This is a genomic window from Vibrio sp. SCSIO 43140 (assembly GCF_023716585.1).
In the GTDB taxonomy this organism is placed as follows: domain Bacteria; phylum Pseudomonadota; class Gammaproteobacteria; order Enterobacterales; family Vibrionaceae; genus Vibrio; species Vibrio maritimus_B.
Genome location: NZ_CP071850.1, coordinates 1,840,904 through 1,855,409, shown reverse-complemented (window position 1 = coordinate 1,855,409; position 14,506 = coordinate 1,840,904). Strand labels below are relative to the sequence as shown.

Below are 14,506 nucleotides of genomic sequence, written 5' to 3'. Positions count from 1 at the left end.
TATAGGAAAAGGATGTCCTAATGACCACTCTAATCTGGTGCCTACTCGTCGCCACGATTCTCCCTTACATTGCTAAGATACCCGTAGCCATCGCGATGAATAAAGCTGGTGGCTACGACAACCGTCATCCTAGAACTCAGCAAGCAGGCCTCACCGGTTTTGGCGCGAGGGCATTAGCTGCACATCAAAATGCGTTTGAATCGCTGATTGTATTTGCACCAGCAGTTCTGGTTGCTCTGGTTACTGAATCGACATCTGAGACGATACAATATCTCGCCCTAGCTCACATTGGGGCGCGAGTTGTCTACCATGTTTTGTATTTGCTGGATGTCGATAAGTTGCGTTCTGTGTCCTGGACGGTTGCTATAGGTTGTTCATTTGCGATTATATGGCACTCTATGCCAATGTAATCTGTGAGTTTTGAGTATTAGAAAATGCCGATGTTTTCCTGTGAAGACTATGAAGAAGCAATGATCAATTTTATTGCTAAAGAAATGAATCAAGATCTAGCCCACGACATGAATCATGTGTTTCGTGTAGTAAAGACCGCCAAACAGTTGTGCAAGACAGAAGGGGCGATGCTAGAGGTTGTATTACCCGCTGCTTATCTTCATGATTGTTTCTCATTTCCTAAAAATCACCCAGAGCGCTCTAAGAGCTCGACTATCGCTGCGGACAAAGCACTGAGCTTTCTTGAGGGACTGTGCTATCCGTCTGAATATTTCGATGCAATACACCACAGTATCCTAGCGCATAGTTACAGCGCTAATATTACTCCCAAAACACTCGAAGCTAAGGTAGTACAAGATGCCGACAGGCTTGATGCTCTTGGTGCGATCGGTATAGCAAGGTGTCTGCAGGTAAGTACCCAATTAGGTGTAACCCTATACAGTGCTGAAGACCCATTTTGTGAAAAGCGCCACCCAGAAGATCAGAAATACTCCATAGACCATTACCATACCAAACTCTTCCGACTGCCTGGCATGATGCAAACCGCTTCTGCAAGAGAAGAAGCTGAGAGGAGAGTAGAGTATATGCGTTCGTTTTTGGCTCAATTGAGACATGAAATATTGTTATGATTAACTGGCCCTGCCTCCTTAAACTCGAAGGCGACGATGAACTGCTTTACATCGCGTCGGAAGCCTCTTTAACTGACGAACTTAATTCACTTATTTACAGTGATGAAGACATCTTGGTTGACTCTAACGGACAAGTGTATAGGGTAACGACAGATTCTAGAGGCATAGTGGTACTTGAGTATAAACATGAGACTCTCAGTCTTGAAGATGTCACTTTACTTGTTCAAGCTCATGAATTTTCATTGGCACAAGTATGCCTTACTAAAATTCAGTTCAACTCGATAGCTGAAGCGATACACGCTTTGTATTCTGCTCAATAAAAGGACTAGATGGGAAACGGTTTTGGTCGATATAAAAGTTGTTTGTCTGTTTATGGCGACCGCTGTGGCAGAGATTTTAGGCTGCTATTTGCCTTATTTGTGGCTTAGAGAAGGAAAGTCGATCTGGTTGTTAGTACCAGCAGCGTTCTTTCTTGGTTTATTCGCGTGGCTACTTTCGTTACACCCTACAGCAGCAGGTAGAGTTTATGCGGCTTACGGCGGGGTATACATATTTGTCGCTATCCTTTGGCTCTGGCTAGTTGATGGTATTAAACCAACAACGTGGGATATTGTAGGCACCTTAGTTGCGTTGCTCGGTATGGCTATAATTATGTTTGCACCCAGAGGCGCCTGACGGATCAATTAACCAGAGGTCGATGGATGCTTAATCTGATACACTGCGCGCGTTGAACAAACTTTAGGTATAAGACATGAGTCAAGAGCAACCAAACAATCCACTACACGGCCTGACATTAGAAAAAATCCTAGTACGCCTTCAAGAGCACTATGGTTGGGAAGGCTTAGACGCGGAAATTCAGATTAATTGCTTTTACAACAACCCCTCTATCAAATCTTCTCTTAAATTTTTGCGCCGCACTCAGTGGGCGAGAGACAAGGTAGAGGCTCTCTATATCGATACCTTCTGTCGATGATTCAATCATTGCTCAGCCAATGCGGTACGAGTAGACTGTCTAAAAAATCAATGTGTTAATGGAGTGCGTGTTGAAAGTATATCTATCAGGTGAAATACATACCGATTGGCGAGAGCAGATCATCGAGGGCTGCAAAGCCAAGGGTCTTGATATCAGTTTTACATCTGCCAATACTGATCACGAATCAAGCGACGCTGCGGGCGATGGTTTAGGCGCTGAGTCTCAACAGTTTTGGCGAGACCACAAATCCGCAAAAGTAAACGCGATTAGAATTCAAACAGCTATCAAAGCATGTGACGTAGCGATCATTCGTTTTGGCGACAAATACAAGCAGTGGAATGCGGCTTTTGATGCTGGGTACTGCGCAGCACTGGGCAAGCCTTACATCACTCTACATGATGAAAATTTAGTGCATGCGCTGAAAGAGGTCGATGGCGCTGCACAAGCATGGGCGACGACACCGGAACAAGTTGTTGATTTGTTGGCCTACGTTATTTCTTAATTCCGTTAAACATATCTATAGCAAGAGCAAGTCTGTATATGCAGTACAAAGTAGTAAAGGATTACACCGATATTCCCGAACATCCGATCATCGTTACACAAGGTGAGCAACTCACAGTCGTTGAAGAATCTGATCCGCAAGGCGATTGGCCAAACTGGGTTCTTTGTCGCGGTTGCGGTAAGAAAGGATGGGTGCCTAAGCAGATACTAACGATAAAGAGTGACGCAGCAATAGTTCAAAGTGACTACCGCGCTGTAGAGCACTCATTGTTGGTAGGTGAGATATTGGTTGCAGAGTTTGAGCTTAATGGGTGGATTTGGTGCGAAAAATCAAGCGACAAAGGTGTTATGGGTTGGTCACCTCTAAACCACCTTGTGCGAGTTTGATTATTTGTTTTCACTGACTTGAGGTATACCCTATGTTTCGTGAAATGACCCGAGACGATTTTGTCGCATTTTGGCCTACGTTTTCAAAAGTCATCGAGGGTCAGGAGACTTATGCTTTTGATCCAAACATGACACTAGAGCAGTCGTTTGATGTTTGGTGCAATCTACCACTCAAAACATTCGTTTATGTAAAAGACAGAGAGATACTAGGCTCGTTTTACATCAAAGCAAATGCAGCAGGACCAAGCCGCCATATTTGCAATTGCGGATACATGGTACCTGAGAGAGCCAGAGGGAAGGGGATTGCACGTTTAATGTGCGAGTACTCGCAACAGATTGCTATAGAACTGGGGTTTGAAGCGATGCAGTTTAACAGTGTGGTATCGACAAATACTATCGCAGTGGCGCTTTGGAAAAGCCTTGGCTTTGAGATCGTAGGGACGATTCCTAGAGCCTATAATCACAGCCGCCTGGGTTATGTTGATAGTTTCGTGATGTATAAAGGGCTAGTGGGAGAGTAGAAAAAAATTGGGAATCCCTTCCCAAAGCAGGGTTGCCCCATACGCCATGTTAATCCTTTTGAGTTCAATTACAGTACCAAGGAGCATTACGCCTTGACGGAGAGATAATATCTTTTTGAGCTGAATCTCCACAATCGCGTTTGAAGGATCCAATCCTACAAGAACCGATTCAGTTTAGTACGTAGTATCCACGGCCTTGCATGCAGTGACGGACAACTTGGTCTTTCTGCACCTGATATTCTTCTGCTTGATGTCTCTTTTCCGCACCGTGTTTTAGTGCGCCACCAATCAAGCCAATTCCGGCACCTACTTGAGCACTCTTAGTACCGCTTCCACCTGAAATCGCACCGCCAGCCGCACCCAATGCCGCACCTTTTGCCGTTGAACCCAACATGTCTGAGCCTAATGAGCTAGACTGCCCACTCTCGACATTTTGACTGTATTGCTGACACTCGTACATATCAGCGTGGTACTGCTCTTGGTCCACATTTTTAGTATCAATGATGATATTGGCACTAGTGGCACTGCTCAAGCAAAGCAATGTCGCTGCAATAATAGTTTTCTTCATGAGTTTTTCCTTACGCTAGTTGAGTTGCACAGAAGCGATCTTTCGGATCGACAAGGCTCTGTTGAGCAGCCACAGTTTGAAGTTCCCACTCATCACGTCTGTGGGTCTCGCGTAGCACGCCATAACAAGCGTTGTTTGCATGTTCAAACGCTTTAACTGGCGTAAGTTCGCTGAGAAGGCCTGCCGTAAATAGCGCTGAAATTAAGTCGCCAACACCAACAGGCTCTCGCTCACAATCTAGGAATGGACGCTGAACCATATAGCAATGGCCCTCAGTCGCTAGCATCATGGTGAAGATGTTGTTTGATATACCGTGCAAATGTTTTACCAACACAACCTTCGGCCCCATTGTCAGTGCTTTTTTACAGGCTTTTACTGCGTCTTCGAGAGAGGTTATCTCGATCCCAGTGAATTGAGTAAGCTCAAATTGATTTGGAATAATCACATCTGCTGCGGGCATAAGATGAGTAATCAGCTCATCCGTTATTTCAGGGTCTAGGATGCAGCCTTTCTCAGAGTCACCCATGACTGGATCGCACACATAGAGTGCCTTTGGGTTTTCTGTTTTTACTTTGTTCACGAGCTTTAGTACTTCGTGCGCTTGTGCTGCGCTACCCATGTACCCAGATAGAATTGCTTCACAGTCTTTTAGAGCACCAATTTTATTTAGGCCAAGCGTAAGTTCCCCGATGATACTCGGATGAAATGCGTATCCAGTCCAGCCTTGTTGGTATTGTGTATGATTTGAGAACTGAACCGTGTGGATTGGCCATACTTCAAAGCCAAGTCTTTGTAGTGGGAATACAGCAGAGCTGTTTCCAGCACGTCCATAAACGACGTGTGATTGAATAGAAATAATACCTTTCATAGCGTACTTCTTCTTTTAATCGAAAAGCCAACTGAGTGCTTTTCATGTAAAGGGAAAAATTAAGCCTCGCAGAGCGAGGCTTAAGGCTGTTTATTGAGCCATGAACTCTTGGAAGTACTCATCAAGTACACGGCGAGTTTCGCGGCCAATCAACTCATACTCGTGGTGAGTTAGGTTAGCAAGTGATACACGTACTGATGCGTGTACCACATCGAAGCCTTTACCTGGAAGCAAGATAACACCGGTTTTGTGAGCAAGGCGGAACAAGAAGTCTTTACCTTTGTTGCTCGCTTTGAACCACTCTACGAACTCGTCGCCGTAAAGCTTGCCACCTAGGGTGTCTAGCTCAAGTAGGGTGTAGTAATCCACACGGTCTTTGTCTTCTTCGACAGTAATGCCCATGTTTTCATAAAGCGTGTTGAAGCGCTCACGGATGATGCGTTTACAAGCGTCTTTGTACTTGTCTTCTAGGTCCATTAGGCAGTTTAGAGAGAACATTGCCATTTGAACTTGTTGTGGTAGTGATAGACCCGCAGTGTGGTTTAGTGCTACGGCACGGCTGTCTGCAACGATGCGGTCGATGAACTTAATGTCGCGCGGTGTTGGAGTCAGTGTTTTGTAACGGTCATCAAGCTCAAGCTGCTGTGCTTCTGGTAGTGCACGCATCGCATCATCAAACACGTTGTTGTCTTGAATCGCGATAGTGCCTAGACGCCAGCCTGTTGCACCGAAGTATTTTGAGAATGAGTACACACATAGCGTGTTGTATGGCAGTTTTGCAAACAGTGATACAAAGTTATCTGCGAATGTGCCGTACACGTCATCTGTAATGATGAATAGGTCTTTACGCTTTTCTTCAACAAATGAAGTTAGGCGGTCTAGCGTGTCGTCAGAGAATTTCACAGACGCTGGGTTAGCAGGGTTTACCACACAAAGTAGTTTGATTTGCTCGTCTGCTAGCTTTTCAATCTCAGATTGAGGAAGCTGCCATGTTTTCTCGTCTAGACGGATTTCTACGATTTCCAGTTCGTACTCAGAGAGCTCTGGGATTTCTAGGTACGGAGTGAAGATTGGTGTAGTCAGTGCAACCTTGTCACCTTTTTTCAACAGACCATTGTGAAACATGGTTTGGAAAGTGTAGGTCATTGACGCCGTGCCGCCTTCAGTAGCGAATAGGTCAAAGTTAGTTGTGGTTGGCATAGGGCCGTACATCTCTTCTGCGATGTATTGCTTAACCACTTTTTCAATGTTCACAAGCATGCGAGGAGGAACAGGGTAGTTACAGCCAAGGAATGCTAGAACGAGTTCATTTAGGAACTCTTGCTTGTCGATACCTAGACGGTCTTTCGCGTAGCTGAGTGCTTTTTCTAGGAAACGAACGCCTTCAGAGTCACCCGCTTTACATACGAACGTATCGAAACGCTCAACGATGCCTTTACCATCTGGGATGCCACCGAAGCCCGCATCTAGGTAAGCGTAGTTACGCTCAGCTTCTTGCATTGCGAAGTCACCTAAGCGAAGGAAAGCGTGACGAGGTAGCGTGGCTAGGAAGTTAGGGTTACCACGGCCAGCATCCATCAGCATGCGGTCTGGAGTCGTTTTAGCCACTTCGATAAGTTTGTCTTTAAGTTCAAATGGGCTTAGGTTTTCGAATTGTGAGAAGTCGATGTTAGACATAATAAATTACCTTAAATTTTTTGATTCATTAGCAAACGAATAGGTTCGTTTGACCGAAATTTGTTTGAAAAGGCGGAAGAGAACTTTCCCGCTCATTTCGATTATTGCGTTACATTGGGACGTTGGTTGTAATGATGCCAACGATGATTGGTCCCCATAGTGTGAGCAGTACGTTTGCTACTGCGTAAGTCACGGTGAAGGCGAATACTGGAGATGAGTTACCTGCTTTCTCTAGTAGCGCAGCAAATGCTGGGTTTGCGCTTCGACCACCACTTACGGCTGCTAGGCCTTCAATTGGGTTGCGAATTTTCAATACGTAGTAAGACACGAAGAAACCGATGAACTGAGGAATCAATGTCACACCAAATCCTAGGAATAGAAGTGACAAGCCGTGTTCTTGGATTGTGCTTACTGCTTGTGGACCTGCTTCTAGACCTACGATGCCGACGAAGATAGCCAGACCGAAGTCACGAAGGAAGTTAGATGCACCTACTGGGAACGAAGCCACACTTGGTTTTTTGCTGCGTAGCCAGCCCATCATTAGACCAGAGATCAAACAGCCAGCACCTGAGCCGATAGTGACCGGAATGCCTGCAATCTTGAAGCTGATCATGCCGATAAGAACACCGAGTGCCATACCAAGTCCGAACATGACGTAGTCAGTCACAACGCTTGAGCCAAGGCGTTTACCAATGTTGCTTTCAACTTTGTTGATGTCTGTTGGTTTACCTGTCAACTGAATGATGTCGTTTTTCTGAACAACAAGGTTTTCAGTCACGTCAATAGAGTTGCCGCCACGGATGTAGTCTGTAACGTAAACACCGCGAAGAGCGTCTGCATTTGACTCTTGTTTAACCTGTTTAAGCGTTTTACCAATAAGCTTTTTGTCTGTTGCAATTAGTTGACGGTTTTCTTCAATAAGAGTGAATTTTTCGTCTAGGTCGACAACTTCTTGGCCCAGGTGTTTCGCGAACTTGTTCACTGCTTTACGACGACCAGTGACAACAATAACGTCACCTTCATTGATAGCTGTGAATTTCTCTAGTTCAATCTCTTTACCGTCACGTTCGATAACTTCAATCGCAACGTCTACAAGCTTTTCGTTTACTTGAGCGATGGTTTTGCCATATACGCTGCAAGAGTTAGTCACTTGGAATGCACGAGACTCTAGTTGTGAAATCGCGTTAAACTCACCTGGGTTGAGCTCAGGTTTACCGCCAGACATCTTCTCAGCAAGCTTGATAGCTTCACCGCGGATGTCCCATTTCATCATTGTTGGGATAATCCAAGTCACCATTAGGATTGGACCTAGAGAACCGAAGATGTATGTTACCGCGTAACCTACTGCAACGTTGGTTTGCATGATGTGCTTCGCTTCTTCAGTCACACCAGCTAACTTGCTGATTGCGTCACCAGCGGTACCGATGATTGCTGACTGAGTTAGACCACCCGCTGCAAGACCTGCTGCTGTACCACGGTCAAGGTCGAAGAACCACGCTGCCGCCAGAACACATAGAAGGCCTGAGACCGTCATTACAACAGCCGACATCAAAATGTTGATGGTTCTGAAGTTCAGTGCGCTAAAGAATTGCGGACCGCCTTGGAAACCTACGGCATAAATAAATAGTGCAAAGAAAATACTCTTAACACCTGGGTCGATATGAACACCAAATTGACCAATTAATACGCCCATTAATAGTGTGCCTGCGACACCACCAAGAACAAAGCGACCAATTGTTATTTTACCCACTAAATAACCTAGTGATAGGGTAATGAATAATGCAATAAATGGTGAGCTTTGAATTAAAGTATGAACAAAGTCCATAATATAGCTCCAGTTGAGTTTACATAATTAATTAAGAGTCTTCCGTGAAAGCTGAGTTGCAATCTTTGCTAATCAAGCATCATTGTTGTCTTGATGCGGTAATAATAAGTTGATTCGTCAGATTTAATAAATCACGTTTGTAGGATGAAGTCATCGTCAGTAGAGTTATAGTGGTTTTTTAATGATCTATTTTTCCTAAGTCGTTGATTTTGTGTTGTTAAATTGACCACCTGACAGTGGGGTTGATTCTTGATAAATATAAATTTTATTTAAAAAGCTAGTACGTGTTGTTTGTGTAGGGAATAATCCAAGTGTATGTGTGCTAGCTGGATGTGAGTAGGCTATATATTATTAATGCGCTAGAAATAAAATCGCCTCGCTAAATAGCGAGGCGTTTTCTGTTGGGTTAAATTAGTTTGCAATAAACTCTGCATAGTACTCATCAAGTACGCGGCGAGTTTCGCGGCCAATCAACTCATACTCGTGGTGAGTTAGGTTAGCGAGTGATACACGTACTGATGCGTGTACCACATCGAAGCCTTTACCAGGAAGCAAGATGACACCGGTTTCGTGAGCAAGGCGGAACAAGAAGTCTTTACCTATGTTGCTTGCTTTGAACCACTCCACGAATTCGTCGCCGTACAGCTTGCCACCTAGGGTGTCTAGCTCAAGTAGGGTGTAGTAATCCACACGGTCTTTGTCTTCTTCGACAGTAATGCCCATGTTTTCATAAAGCGTGTTGAAGCGCTCACGGATGATGCGTTTACAAGCGTCTTTGTACTTGTCTTCTAGGTCCATTAGGCAGTTTAGAGAGAACATTGCCATTTGAACTTGTTGTGGTAGTGATAGACCCGCAGTGTGGTTTAGTGCTACGGCACGGCTGTCTGCAACGATGCGGTCGATGAACTTAATGTCGCGCGGTGTTGGAGTCAGTGTTTTGTAACGGTCATCAAGCTCAAGCTGCTGTGCTTCTGGTAGTGCACGCATCGCATCATCAAACACGTTGTTGTCTTGAATTGCGATAGTGCCTAGACGCCAGCCTGTTGCACCGAAGTATTTTGAAAATGAGTACACACAAAGTGTGTTGTATGGCAGTTTTGCAAATAGCGATACAAAGTTATCTGCGAATGTGCCGTACACGTCATCAGTAATGATGAATAGGTCTTTACGCTTTTCTTCAACAAATGAAGTTAGGCGGTCTAGCGTGTCGTCAGAGAATTTCACAGACGCTGGGTTAGCAGGGTTTACCACACAAAGTAGTTTGATTTGTTCGTCAGCTAGTTTTTCAATCTCAGATTGAGGAAGCTGCCATGTTTTCTCGTCTAGACGGATTTCTACGATTTCCAGTTCGTACTCAGAAAGCTCTGGGATTTCTAGGTACGGAGTGAAGATAGGTGTAGTCAGTGCAACCTTGTCACCTTTTTTCAACAGACCATTGTGGAACATGGTTTGGAAGGTGTAGGTCATTGACGCCGTGCCGCCTTCAGTAGCGAATAGGTCAAAGTTAGTTGTTGTTGGCATAGGGCCGTACATCTCTTCTGCGATGTATTGCTTAACCACTTTTTCAATGTTCACAAGCATGCGAGGAGGAACAGGGTAGTTACAACCTAGGAACGCTAGTACCAGCTCGTTTAGGAACTCTTGCTTGTCGATACCTAGACGGTCTTTCGCGTAGCTGAGTGCTTTTTCTAGGAAACGAACGCCTTCAGAGTCACCCGCTTTACCTACGAACGTATCGAAACGCTCAACGATGCCTTTACCATCTGGGATGCCACCGAAGCCCGCATCTAGGTAAGCGTAGTTACGCTCAGCTTCTTGCATTGCGAAGTCACCTAAGCGAAGGAAAGCGTGACGAGGTAGCGTAGCTAGGAAGTTAGGGTTACCACGGCCAGCATCCATCAGCATGCGGTCTGGAGTCGTTTTTGCCACTTCGATAAGTTTGTCTTTAAGTTCAAATGGGCTTAGGTTTTCGAATTGTGAGAAGTCGATGGTAGACATAGTAAATAACCTTTAATTCAGTCTGTACGTAGATAGTTAATCTTGATGATGGTGGTAATTTTTTACTCACCATTCTCTGTTACATTCCTATGCGGGTAACGAGTACCTTGTCCTGATGAGAAAATGTTAAGGTAAGAGTGAGAAATGAATAAATCGCTTTTGTAGGGTGAGTCCATCGGGTACGTGAAAATGCAAAAAAAAGCTGCCATGTGGCAGCTTCTCAATATTAATCGATATGTATTAGGTCTATATAAAACTTAGCGAGTGCTAAAGATAGAAAAACAAAAATCACCATGATGAGCGGCGTTTGTATATCGAAGCTTGGCGTCAAATGCAGTGGTCCGTTGGTAAGAACAACAAGCATCTGTGGTCCTATCATTTTTTGCAGAGGTTGTTTAAAGAAGTCACAACCAATTGACATAACCATCAAGTTAGCAAAATAGAAAATGGCTATCTGCCATGCTTCCGTGAGTGAAGGTAGAATCAACACAAACTGAAGCAAGACGAAAGTTGCAAAAATAATGAATCCTAAAATGACATTATTAATATAGGCTTTCGGCATCGAGGTCATCGCATTAGCCATGACGCAGGCAAGCATCGGGAAGATAGTTCCCCCGGGAATTGCCAAATATATCCATAGCAGAAACGCCGAGATGATCACGCAAACATTTTGAGCGACGACCACTAACCTTTGCTGATAGTTAGTGAATAACGTTAGACTGCGTTTAGTCTCTTTATAAAGAGTTTCGTCATCCCATGTAGAGTCTAGCAATAAAGTGTGCAAATCATCGCGACTTAGTTCATCAATACTGTTTTTGTTGACAGTATTACCCAGCTCAGCGCATCGATGGCTGTGCCAATCTAAGTCAAACAACTCTGGTTGTTCTAATCTATCTGCCGACTCGATAAAAGACGCTAATACGATGCGATATTTATCGATGTTGCTTTTCAGGTCGTAACTCCCGTGGAGTGGCAGGGCAAGCAGCGATTTTGCTCGTTCAATGTCCGCTCTAAGAGAATTGAGTTCGAGTTTCTTACTGTGGTCAAATCGATAGTCGACGATAATTTTTCGGTATTGTTTTACCAAAGTGGCAAACTGCTCGAAAATTAAGTCTTCCGTTTTTTCTGGCCATAGAAAGCTATAGACAAAGGTGAACACCAATACACCGAGAATCGTCTCTTGTACTCGGGTAATTGCCATATTGAATGTCGTAACATTGTCAAAGTTGCCGACAAAAGCAATCAGAGTACATACGACGAATGCCATTTTGAATAGGTAACCGTGATGAAGACAACCACCTAAATAGATCAGGATCGCGGCGACTGTTACAAAGGCTGTGACAAAGAGGGCTGGGTCTTGAGGAAACAAAGACACCAATATGAACGCTAGAATGGCACCAATACCAGCCCCTAGAATACGTTCTCGACCCGTTTTCAAGGAGTGGCCAAAGGACTCGTGGGTAGACAGAATGATAACGGTGGTCGCAGCCCAGTAGGGTTTTTCCCATCCAAACGATAACGCTAGCAAGAGAGCTAGCGGTACCGAAATAGCCAGTTTTAGAGCATTATGTATATCAATCTTCATGTTCTACTCAGCCTGTTGATGTTTACTCACTAAAACAGATGCCGTTGCGCCGACGATGAGTTGGATATCTTCTGGTGGCTTATCTAGTTTGATTTGCACCGGGATACGCTGCGCTAAACGGATCCATTGGAAGTTTGGGTTTACATTTGGCAAAAGAAACGAGCCAGTGCTGCCATCGGCTTTGGAAATACCATATCCCATGCTTCTTACATGACCCGCCAACGGGCGATTAGGGTGAGACATAAGCGTGACTTGAGCCAGTGAACCAGTACGAATGTGGCGAAGATCGGTCTCTTCAAAAAAGCCTTCTACCCAAAAGCTGTCGTCATCAATTAACGCGACAACCGGTTGGTTGGCTACCACCTGAGAACCTTCTTGAAGGTTTAAGTTAGTGATGTAACCGTCAGTGGGAGCAGTCACCGTTGTGAACTCAAGATTCAATGACGCTGACTCGTATCCAGCTTCAGCCGCTTTTACATTTGCGCGAGAAGTCTGCACGTCGTTGGCGAGGTTGTTGAGAGTCAAAACAGGTACTGCGCCAGGTTTGCGACGTTCAAGTTCTGCAGAACGCTTTTCTTCGTTAACAGCGCGTTCAAGAAGCGCTTTAGCTTGAAGTAGGTTCGCGTATGCTTGATCTTTTGCTGCCTCAAATGTGCTTGGGTCGATTTTAAACAGCAAGTCACCTTTTTTGATGTGACTGTTGTCTTCAACATTGAGCTCGATAACAGGTCCTGTGACGCGTGGTGTAATCTGAATAATATCAGCGCGAACCTGACCATCCCGTGTCCATGGGTTCTCGATGTAACTTGCGTAGTTGTCATAGGTGAAATAACCAGCAATGGCTAAAACAGCAATAGTAGTGATGAGTTTCTTTAACACGGGAAAACCTTTCTTTGAATTACGACCAAACGATATATTTGTTGAGCAGAACCACGTAAACGGCTGCAATAGCAATTTCGACCAACGCATAGCCTGCGAAGTATCGGTGCCATTTTCTGCGCACGATGAACTTACTTGTTATTAGGGCTAGTAAATAACCGCATGCGCAGGTGAGCAGAAGAGGGGGGAAATAAATCCCGGCAAACTCAAGCTCGTGGGGCATGCTGAACGACAGTTCATTCATAGTGTGATTCGCCTTTTTCAAATAGTAATTTCGTATCAGAAAAGGAAACGGAGAAGGAGCTGATACGTTGATGAAGTAAAGGTTAAATGGGAAGTGTCTTTTCAATAAATCGGTTATGTAGGATCGTACCCTCTGTTTTAGCTAACACTCTGTTCAACAAAGGATAGTTTGAGACGAATAAGTTGAAATTTTCGCGGGAACTGAATAGTGTTGATAACAGGGCATTAACAAAGGACGGTTGAGATGAACATTGGAATTTATATCTACAAAGACGTCGAGGTATTGGATTTCGCAGGTCCGTTCGAGGTGTTTTCTACGGCAAATCGATTTTTGCCTGATGAAGATAAGTGGAATGTGAGTTTACTGTCTAGCAGTCATGGTGACGTAAGTGCCCGTGGAGGTTTTAATGTTCAGTCGGATTACTCAATCCTCAGCCACCCAAAGTTGGATGTGGTAGTCATCCCCGGCGGTATACATGAGCCAGAGATGACCAATGTGAAATCTATGGACTGGATCGCGAAAGTTTCCAAAGAGGCCGATCTAGTCTCTTCAGTGTGTACAGGCGCCTTTTTGCTGGCTCAAGCAGGGGTTATTACCGATCAAACTGTCACCACCCATTGGGAGGATCAAGGTGATTTGAAAGCAAAATTTCCTAACTTAACGGTTAAACCCGACGTTCGTTGGGTTGATCTCGGTCGCTTAGTAACATCTGGCGGAATATCAGCCGGTATAGATATGAGTTTGAGGCTCGTGGAAAAACTAAAAGGTAGGGAAATAGCACTAAAAACGGCAAAACAGATGGAGTTTGATTGGAATGAGAACGGGGTTATTTTATGACTTTAGTTATCAGAAAAGTTGAGATTCCCGTTACCGAGGAGTTAGTTAACCTCTCTGTTGACGAAAGCCAACTCCCTTTTGTCGGCATTACTTCAGAAATTGTCTACGCGAGCTTATCTAAACCCTCAGAGACACAATGGGTCATCTATTCCAATGAAATAGCTGTAGGTTTCTTTTTACTCGACCAAGATTATGCCAACACGATGAAGGATGCGCCCGCTGGTGCGGTCGGCTTACGTGCATACTTTATAGACCAACGCTATCAGGGGCTTGGCCTTGCGAAGTCGTCACTGAGTTTAATTACTGAGGAGTTCGATTCTTGGCTTAGCATAGCCCCGTGTGACCTGTATTTAACAGTAAATTGCAAGAACACGATTGCCTATCAGCTGTACCAAAAGGTAGGTTTTGTGGACACAGGAGAACTGTATTTAGGCGGTGCGGCTGGTCCGCAGCACATTATGTGCTTCAAATCAAAGAAACCACGCTAGATAGGACTATGATGCACGCTTCGTCTTTGACGCTGTGAACTATTTTGTCGTCGTTAACCTGCTTTTTTGTCGTGAG

Annotated in this window: 18 protein-coding genes; 10 read left to right on the top strand and 8 right to left on the bottom strand. The window is 44.6% G+C overall.

Annotated elements, in window-relative coordinates:
• Positions 1-20: 20 nt before the first annotated feature.
• From J4N45_RS08605 to J4N45_RS08570, 8 genes are all read left to right on the top strand, one after another.
• Positions 21-410, top strand: a complete 390-nt coding sequence (locus J4N45_RS08605; RefSeq protein WP_252014539.1) for an MAPEG family protein — start codon at positions 21-23, stop codon at positions 408-410.
• A gap of 24 nt (positions 411-434) precedes the next feature.
• Positions 435-1,079, top strand: coding sequence for an HD domain-containing protein (locus J4N45_RS08600; protein WP_503056711.1), 645 nt, complete (start codon positions 435-437; stop codon positions 1,077-1,079).
• The gene (locus tag J4N45_RS08595) at positions 1,076-1,399 is read left to right on the top strand and encodes a DUF4144 family protein (RefSeq protein WP_252014538.1); all 324 of its coding nucleotides are present in this window, start codon (positions 1,076-1,078) and stop codon (positions 1,397-1,399) included. Before J4N45_RS08600 ends, J4N45_RS08595 begins: the two co-directional genes overlap by 4 nt.
• Positions 1,400-1,421: 22 nt before the next feature.
• A complete protein-coding gene (locus J4N45_RS08590; RefSeq protein ID WP_252014537.1) occupies positions 1,422-1,754 on the top strand; it encodes a YnfA family protein in 333 nt (110 codons plus the stop codon).
• 76 nt (positions 1,755-1,830) lie between these two features.
• On the top strand, positions 1,831-2,052 hold the full coding sequence (locus J4N45_RS08585) for a VF530 family protein (protein ID WP_042472852.1): 222 nt from the start codon (positions 1,831-1,833) through the stop codon (positions 2,050-2,052).
• 58 nt (positions 2,053-2,110) lie between these two features.
• Complete coding sequence (locus tag J4N45_RS08580) at positions 2,111-2,554, top strand: YtoQ family protein (RefSeq protein ID WP_252014677.1); 444 nt, start codon at positions 2,111-2,113, stop codon at positions 2,552-2,554.
• A gap of 38 nt (positions 2,555-2,592) precedes the next feature.
• Positions 2,593-2,940: an SH3 domain-containing protein gene (locus tag J4N45_RS08575; RefSeq protein WP_252014536.1), complete on the top strand. Its 348-nt coding sequence runs from the start codon at positions 2,593-2,595 to the stop codon at positions 2,938-2,940.
• Positions 2,941-2,972: 32 nt separating this feature from the next.
• The gene (locus J4N45_RS08570) at positions 2,973-3,461 is read left to right on the top strand and encodes a GNAT family N-acetyltransferase (RefSeq protein WP_252014535.1); all 489 of its coding nucleotides are present in this window, start codon (positions 2,973-2,975) and stop codon (positions 3,459-3,461) included.
• A 169-nt stretch (positions 3,462-3,630) separates the two neighbouring features.
• Here J4N45_RS08570 and J4N45_RS08565 read toward each other — a convergent pair whose 3' ends face one another.
• From J4N45_RS08565 to J4N45_RS08530, 8 genes are all read right to left on the bottom strand, one after another.
• The gene (locus tag J4N45_RS08565) at positions 3,631-4,029 is read right to left on the bottom strand and encodes a glycine zipper family protein (RefSeq protein WP_252014534.1); all 399 of its coding nucleotides are present in this window, start codon (positions 4,027-4,029) and stop codon (positions 3,631-3,633) included.
• A 10-nt stretch (positions 4,030-4,039) separates the two neighbouring features.
• Positions 4,040-4,897, bottom strand: coding sequence for a pyridoxal kinase PdxY (pdxY, locus tag J4N45_RS08560; protein WP_252014533.1), 858 nt, complete (start codon positions 4,895-4,897; stop codon positions 4,040-4,042).
• A 90-nt stretch (positions 4,898-4,987) separates the two neighbouring features.
• On the bottom strand, positions 4,988-6,574 hold the full coding sequence (locus J4N45_RS08555; RefSeq protein WP_252014532.1) for a bifunctional aspartate transaminase/aspartate 4-decarboxylase: 1,587 nt from the start codon (positions 6,572-6,574) through the stop codon (positions 4,988-4,990).
• Positions 6,575-6,683: 109 nt separating this feature from the next.
• Positions 6,684-8,399, bottom strand: coding sequence for an aspartate-alanine antiporter (gene aspT, locus J4N45_RS08550; protein WP_112478327.1), 1,716 nt, complete (start codon positions 8,397-8,399; stop codon positions 6,684-6,686).
• 411 nt (positions 8,400-8,810) lie between these two features.
• Complete coding sequence (locus J4N45_RS08545) at positions 8,811-10,397, bottom strand: bifunctional aspartate transaminase/aspartate 4-decarboxylase (protein WP_252014531.1); 1,587 nt, start codon at positions 10,395-10,397, stop codon at positions 8,811-8,813.
• A gap of 226 nt (positions 10,398-10,623) precedes the next feature.
• Entirely contained in the window at positions 10,624-11,982 is a 1,359-nt protein-coding gene (locus J4N45_RS08540) for an FUSC family protein (protein WP_252014530.1), read from the bottom strand.
• A 3-nt stretch (positions 11,983-11,985) separates the two neighbouring features.
• Complete coding sequence (locus J4N45_RS08535; RefSeq protein WP_252014529.1) at positions 11,986-12,861, bottom strand: HlyD family secretion protein; 876 nt, start codon at positions 12,859-12,861, stop codon at positions 11,986-11,988.
• A gap of 19 nt (positions 12,862-12,880) precedes the next feature.
• A complete protein-coding gene (locus J4N45_RS08530) occupies positions 12,881-13,105 on the bottom strand; it encodes a DUF1656 domain-containing protein (protein WP_042472885.1) in 225 nt (74 codons plus the stop codon).
• Positions 13,106-13,348: 243 nt separating this feature from the next.
• Between J4N45_RS08530 and J4N45_RS08525 the strand changes: the two genes are divergently transcribed.
• Together J4N45_RS08525 and J4N45_RS08520 are read left to right on the top strand one after the other, a co-directional pair.
• Positions 13,349-13,942, top strand: a complete 594-nt coding sequence (locus J4N45_RS08525) for a DJ-1/PfpI family protein (RefSeq protein ID WP_252014528.1) — start codon at positions 13,349-13,351, stop codon at positions 13,940-13,942.
• Entirely contained in the window at positions 13,939-14,430 is a 492-nt protein-coding gene (locus tag J4N45_RS08520) for a GNAT family N-acetyltransferase (RefSeq protein ID WP_252014527.1), read from the top strand. Before J4N45_RS08525 ends, J4N45_RS08520 begins: the two co-directional genes overlap by 4 nt.
• The last annotated feature ends 76 nt before the right edge of the window (positions 14,431-14,506 follow it).

Bases quoted from the DNA above. Each gene is read 5' to 3' on its own strand.
- J4N45_RS08605 (WP_252014539.1), top strand. From the start codon at position 21: ATGACCACTCTAATCTGGTGCCTACTCGTCGCCACGATTCTCCCTTAC.
- J4N45_RS08600 (WP_503056711.1), top strand. From the start codon at position 435: ATGCCGATGTTTTCCTGTGAAGACTATGAAGAAGCAATGATCAATTTT.
- J4N45_RS08595 (WP_252014538.1), top strand. From the start codon at position 1,076: ATGATTAACTGGCCCTGCCTCCTTAAACTCGAAGGCGACGATGAACTG.
- J4N45_RS08585 (WP_042472852.1), top strand. From the start codon at position 1,831: ATGAGTCAAGAGCAACCAAACAATCCACTACACGGCCTGACATTAGAA.
- J4N45_RS08580 (WP_252014677.1), top strand. From the start codon at position 2,111: ATGGAGTGCGTGTTGAAAGTATATCTATCAGGTGAAATACATACCGAT.
- J4N45_RS08575 (WP_252014536.1), top strand. From the start codon at position 2,593: ATGCAGTACAAAGTAGTAAAGGATTACACCGATATTCCCGAACATCCG.
- J4N45_RS08570 (WP_252014535.1), top strand. From the start codon at position 2,973: ATGTTTCGTGAAATGACCCGAGACGATTTTGTCGCATTTTGGCCTACG.
- J4N45_RS08565 (WP_252014534.1), bottom strand. From the start codon at position 4,029: ATGAAGAAAACTATTATTGCAGCGACATTGCTTTGCTTGAGCAGTGCC.
- pdxY (WP_252014533.1), bottom strand. From the start codon at position 4,897: ATGAAAGGTATTATTTCTATTCAATCACACGTCGTTTATGGACGTGCT.
- J4N45_RS08555 (WP_252014532.1), bottom strand. From the start codon at position 6,574: ATGTCTAACATCGACTTCTCACAATTCGAAAACCTAAGCCCATTTGAA.
- aspT (WP_112478327.1), bottom strand. From the start codon at position 8,399: ATGGACTTTGTTCATACTTTAATTCAAAGCTCACCATTTATTGCATTA.
- J4N45_RS08545 (WP_252014531.1), bottom strand. From the start codon at position 10,397: ATGTCTACCATCGACTTCTCACAATTCGAAAACCTAAGCCCATTTGAA.
- J4N45_RS08540 (WP_252014530.1), bottom strand. From the start codon at position 11,982: ATGAAGATTGATATACATAATGCTCTAAAACTGGCTATTTCGGTACCG.
- J4N45_RS08530 (WP_042472885.1), bottom strand. From the start codon at position 13,105: ATGAATGAACTGTCGTTCAGCATGCCCCACGAGCTTGAGTTTGCCGGG.
- J4N45_RS08525 (WP_252014528.1), top strand. From the start codon at position 13,349: ATGAACATTGGAATTTATATCTACAAAGACGTCGAGGTATTGGATTTC.
- J4N45_RS08520 (WP_252014527.1), top strand. From the start codon at position 13,939: ATGACTTTAGTTATCAGAAAAGTTGAGATTCCCGTTACCGAGGAGTTA.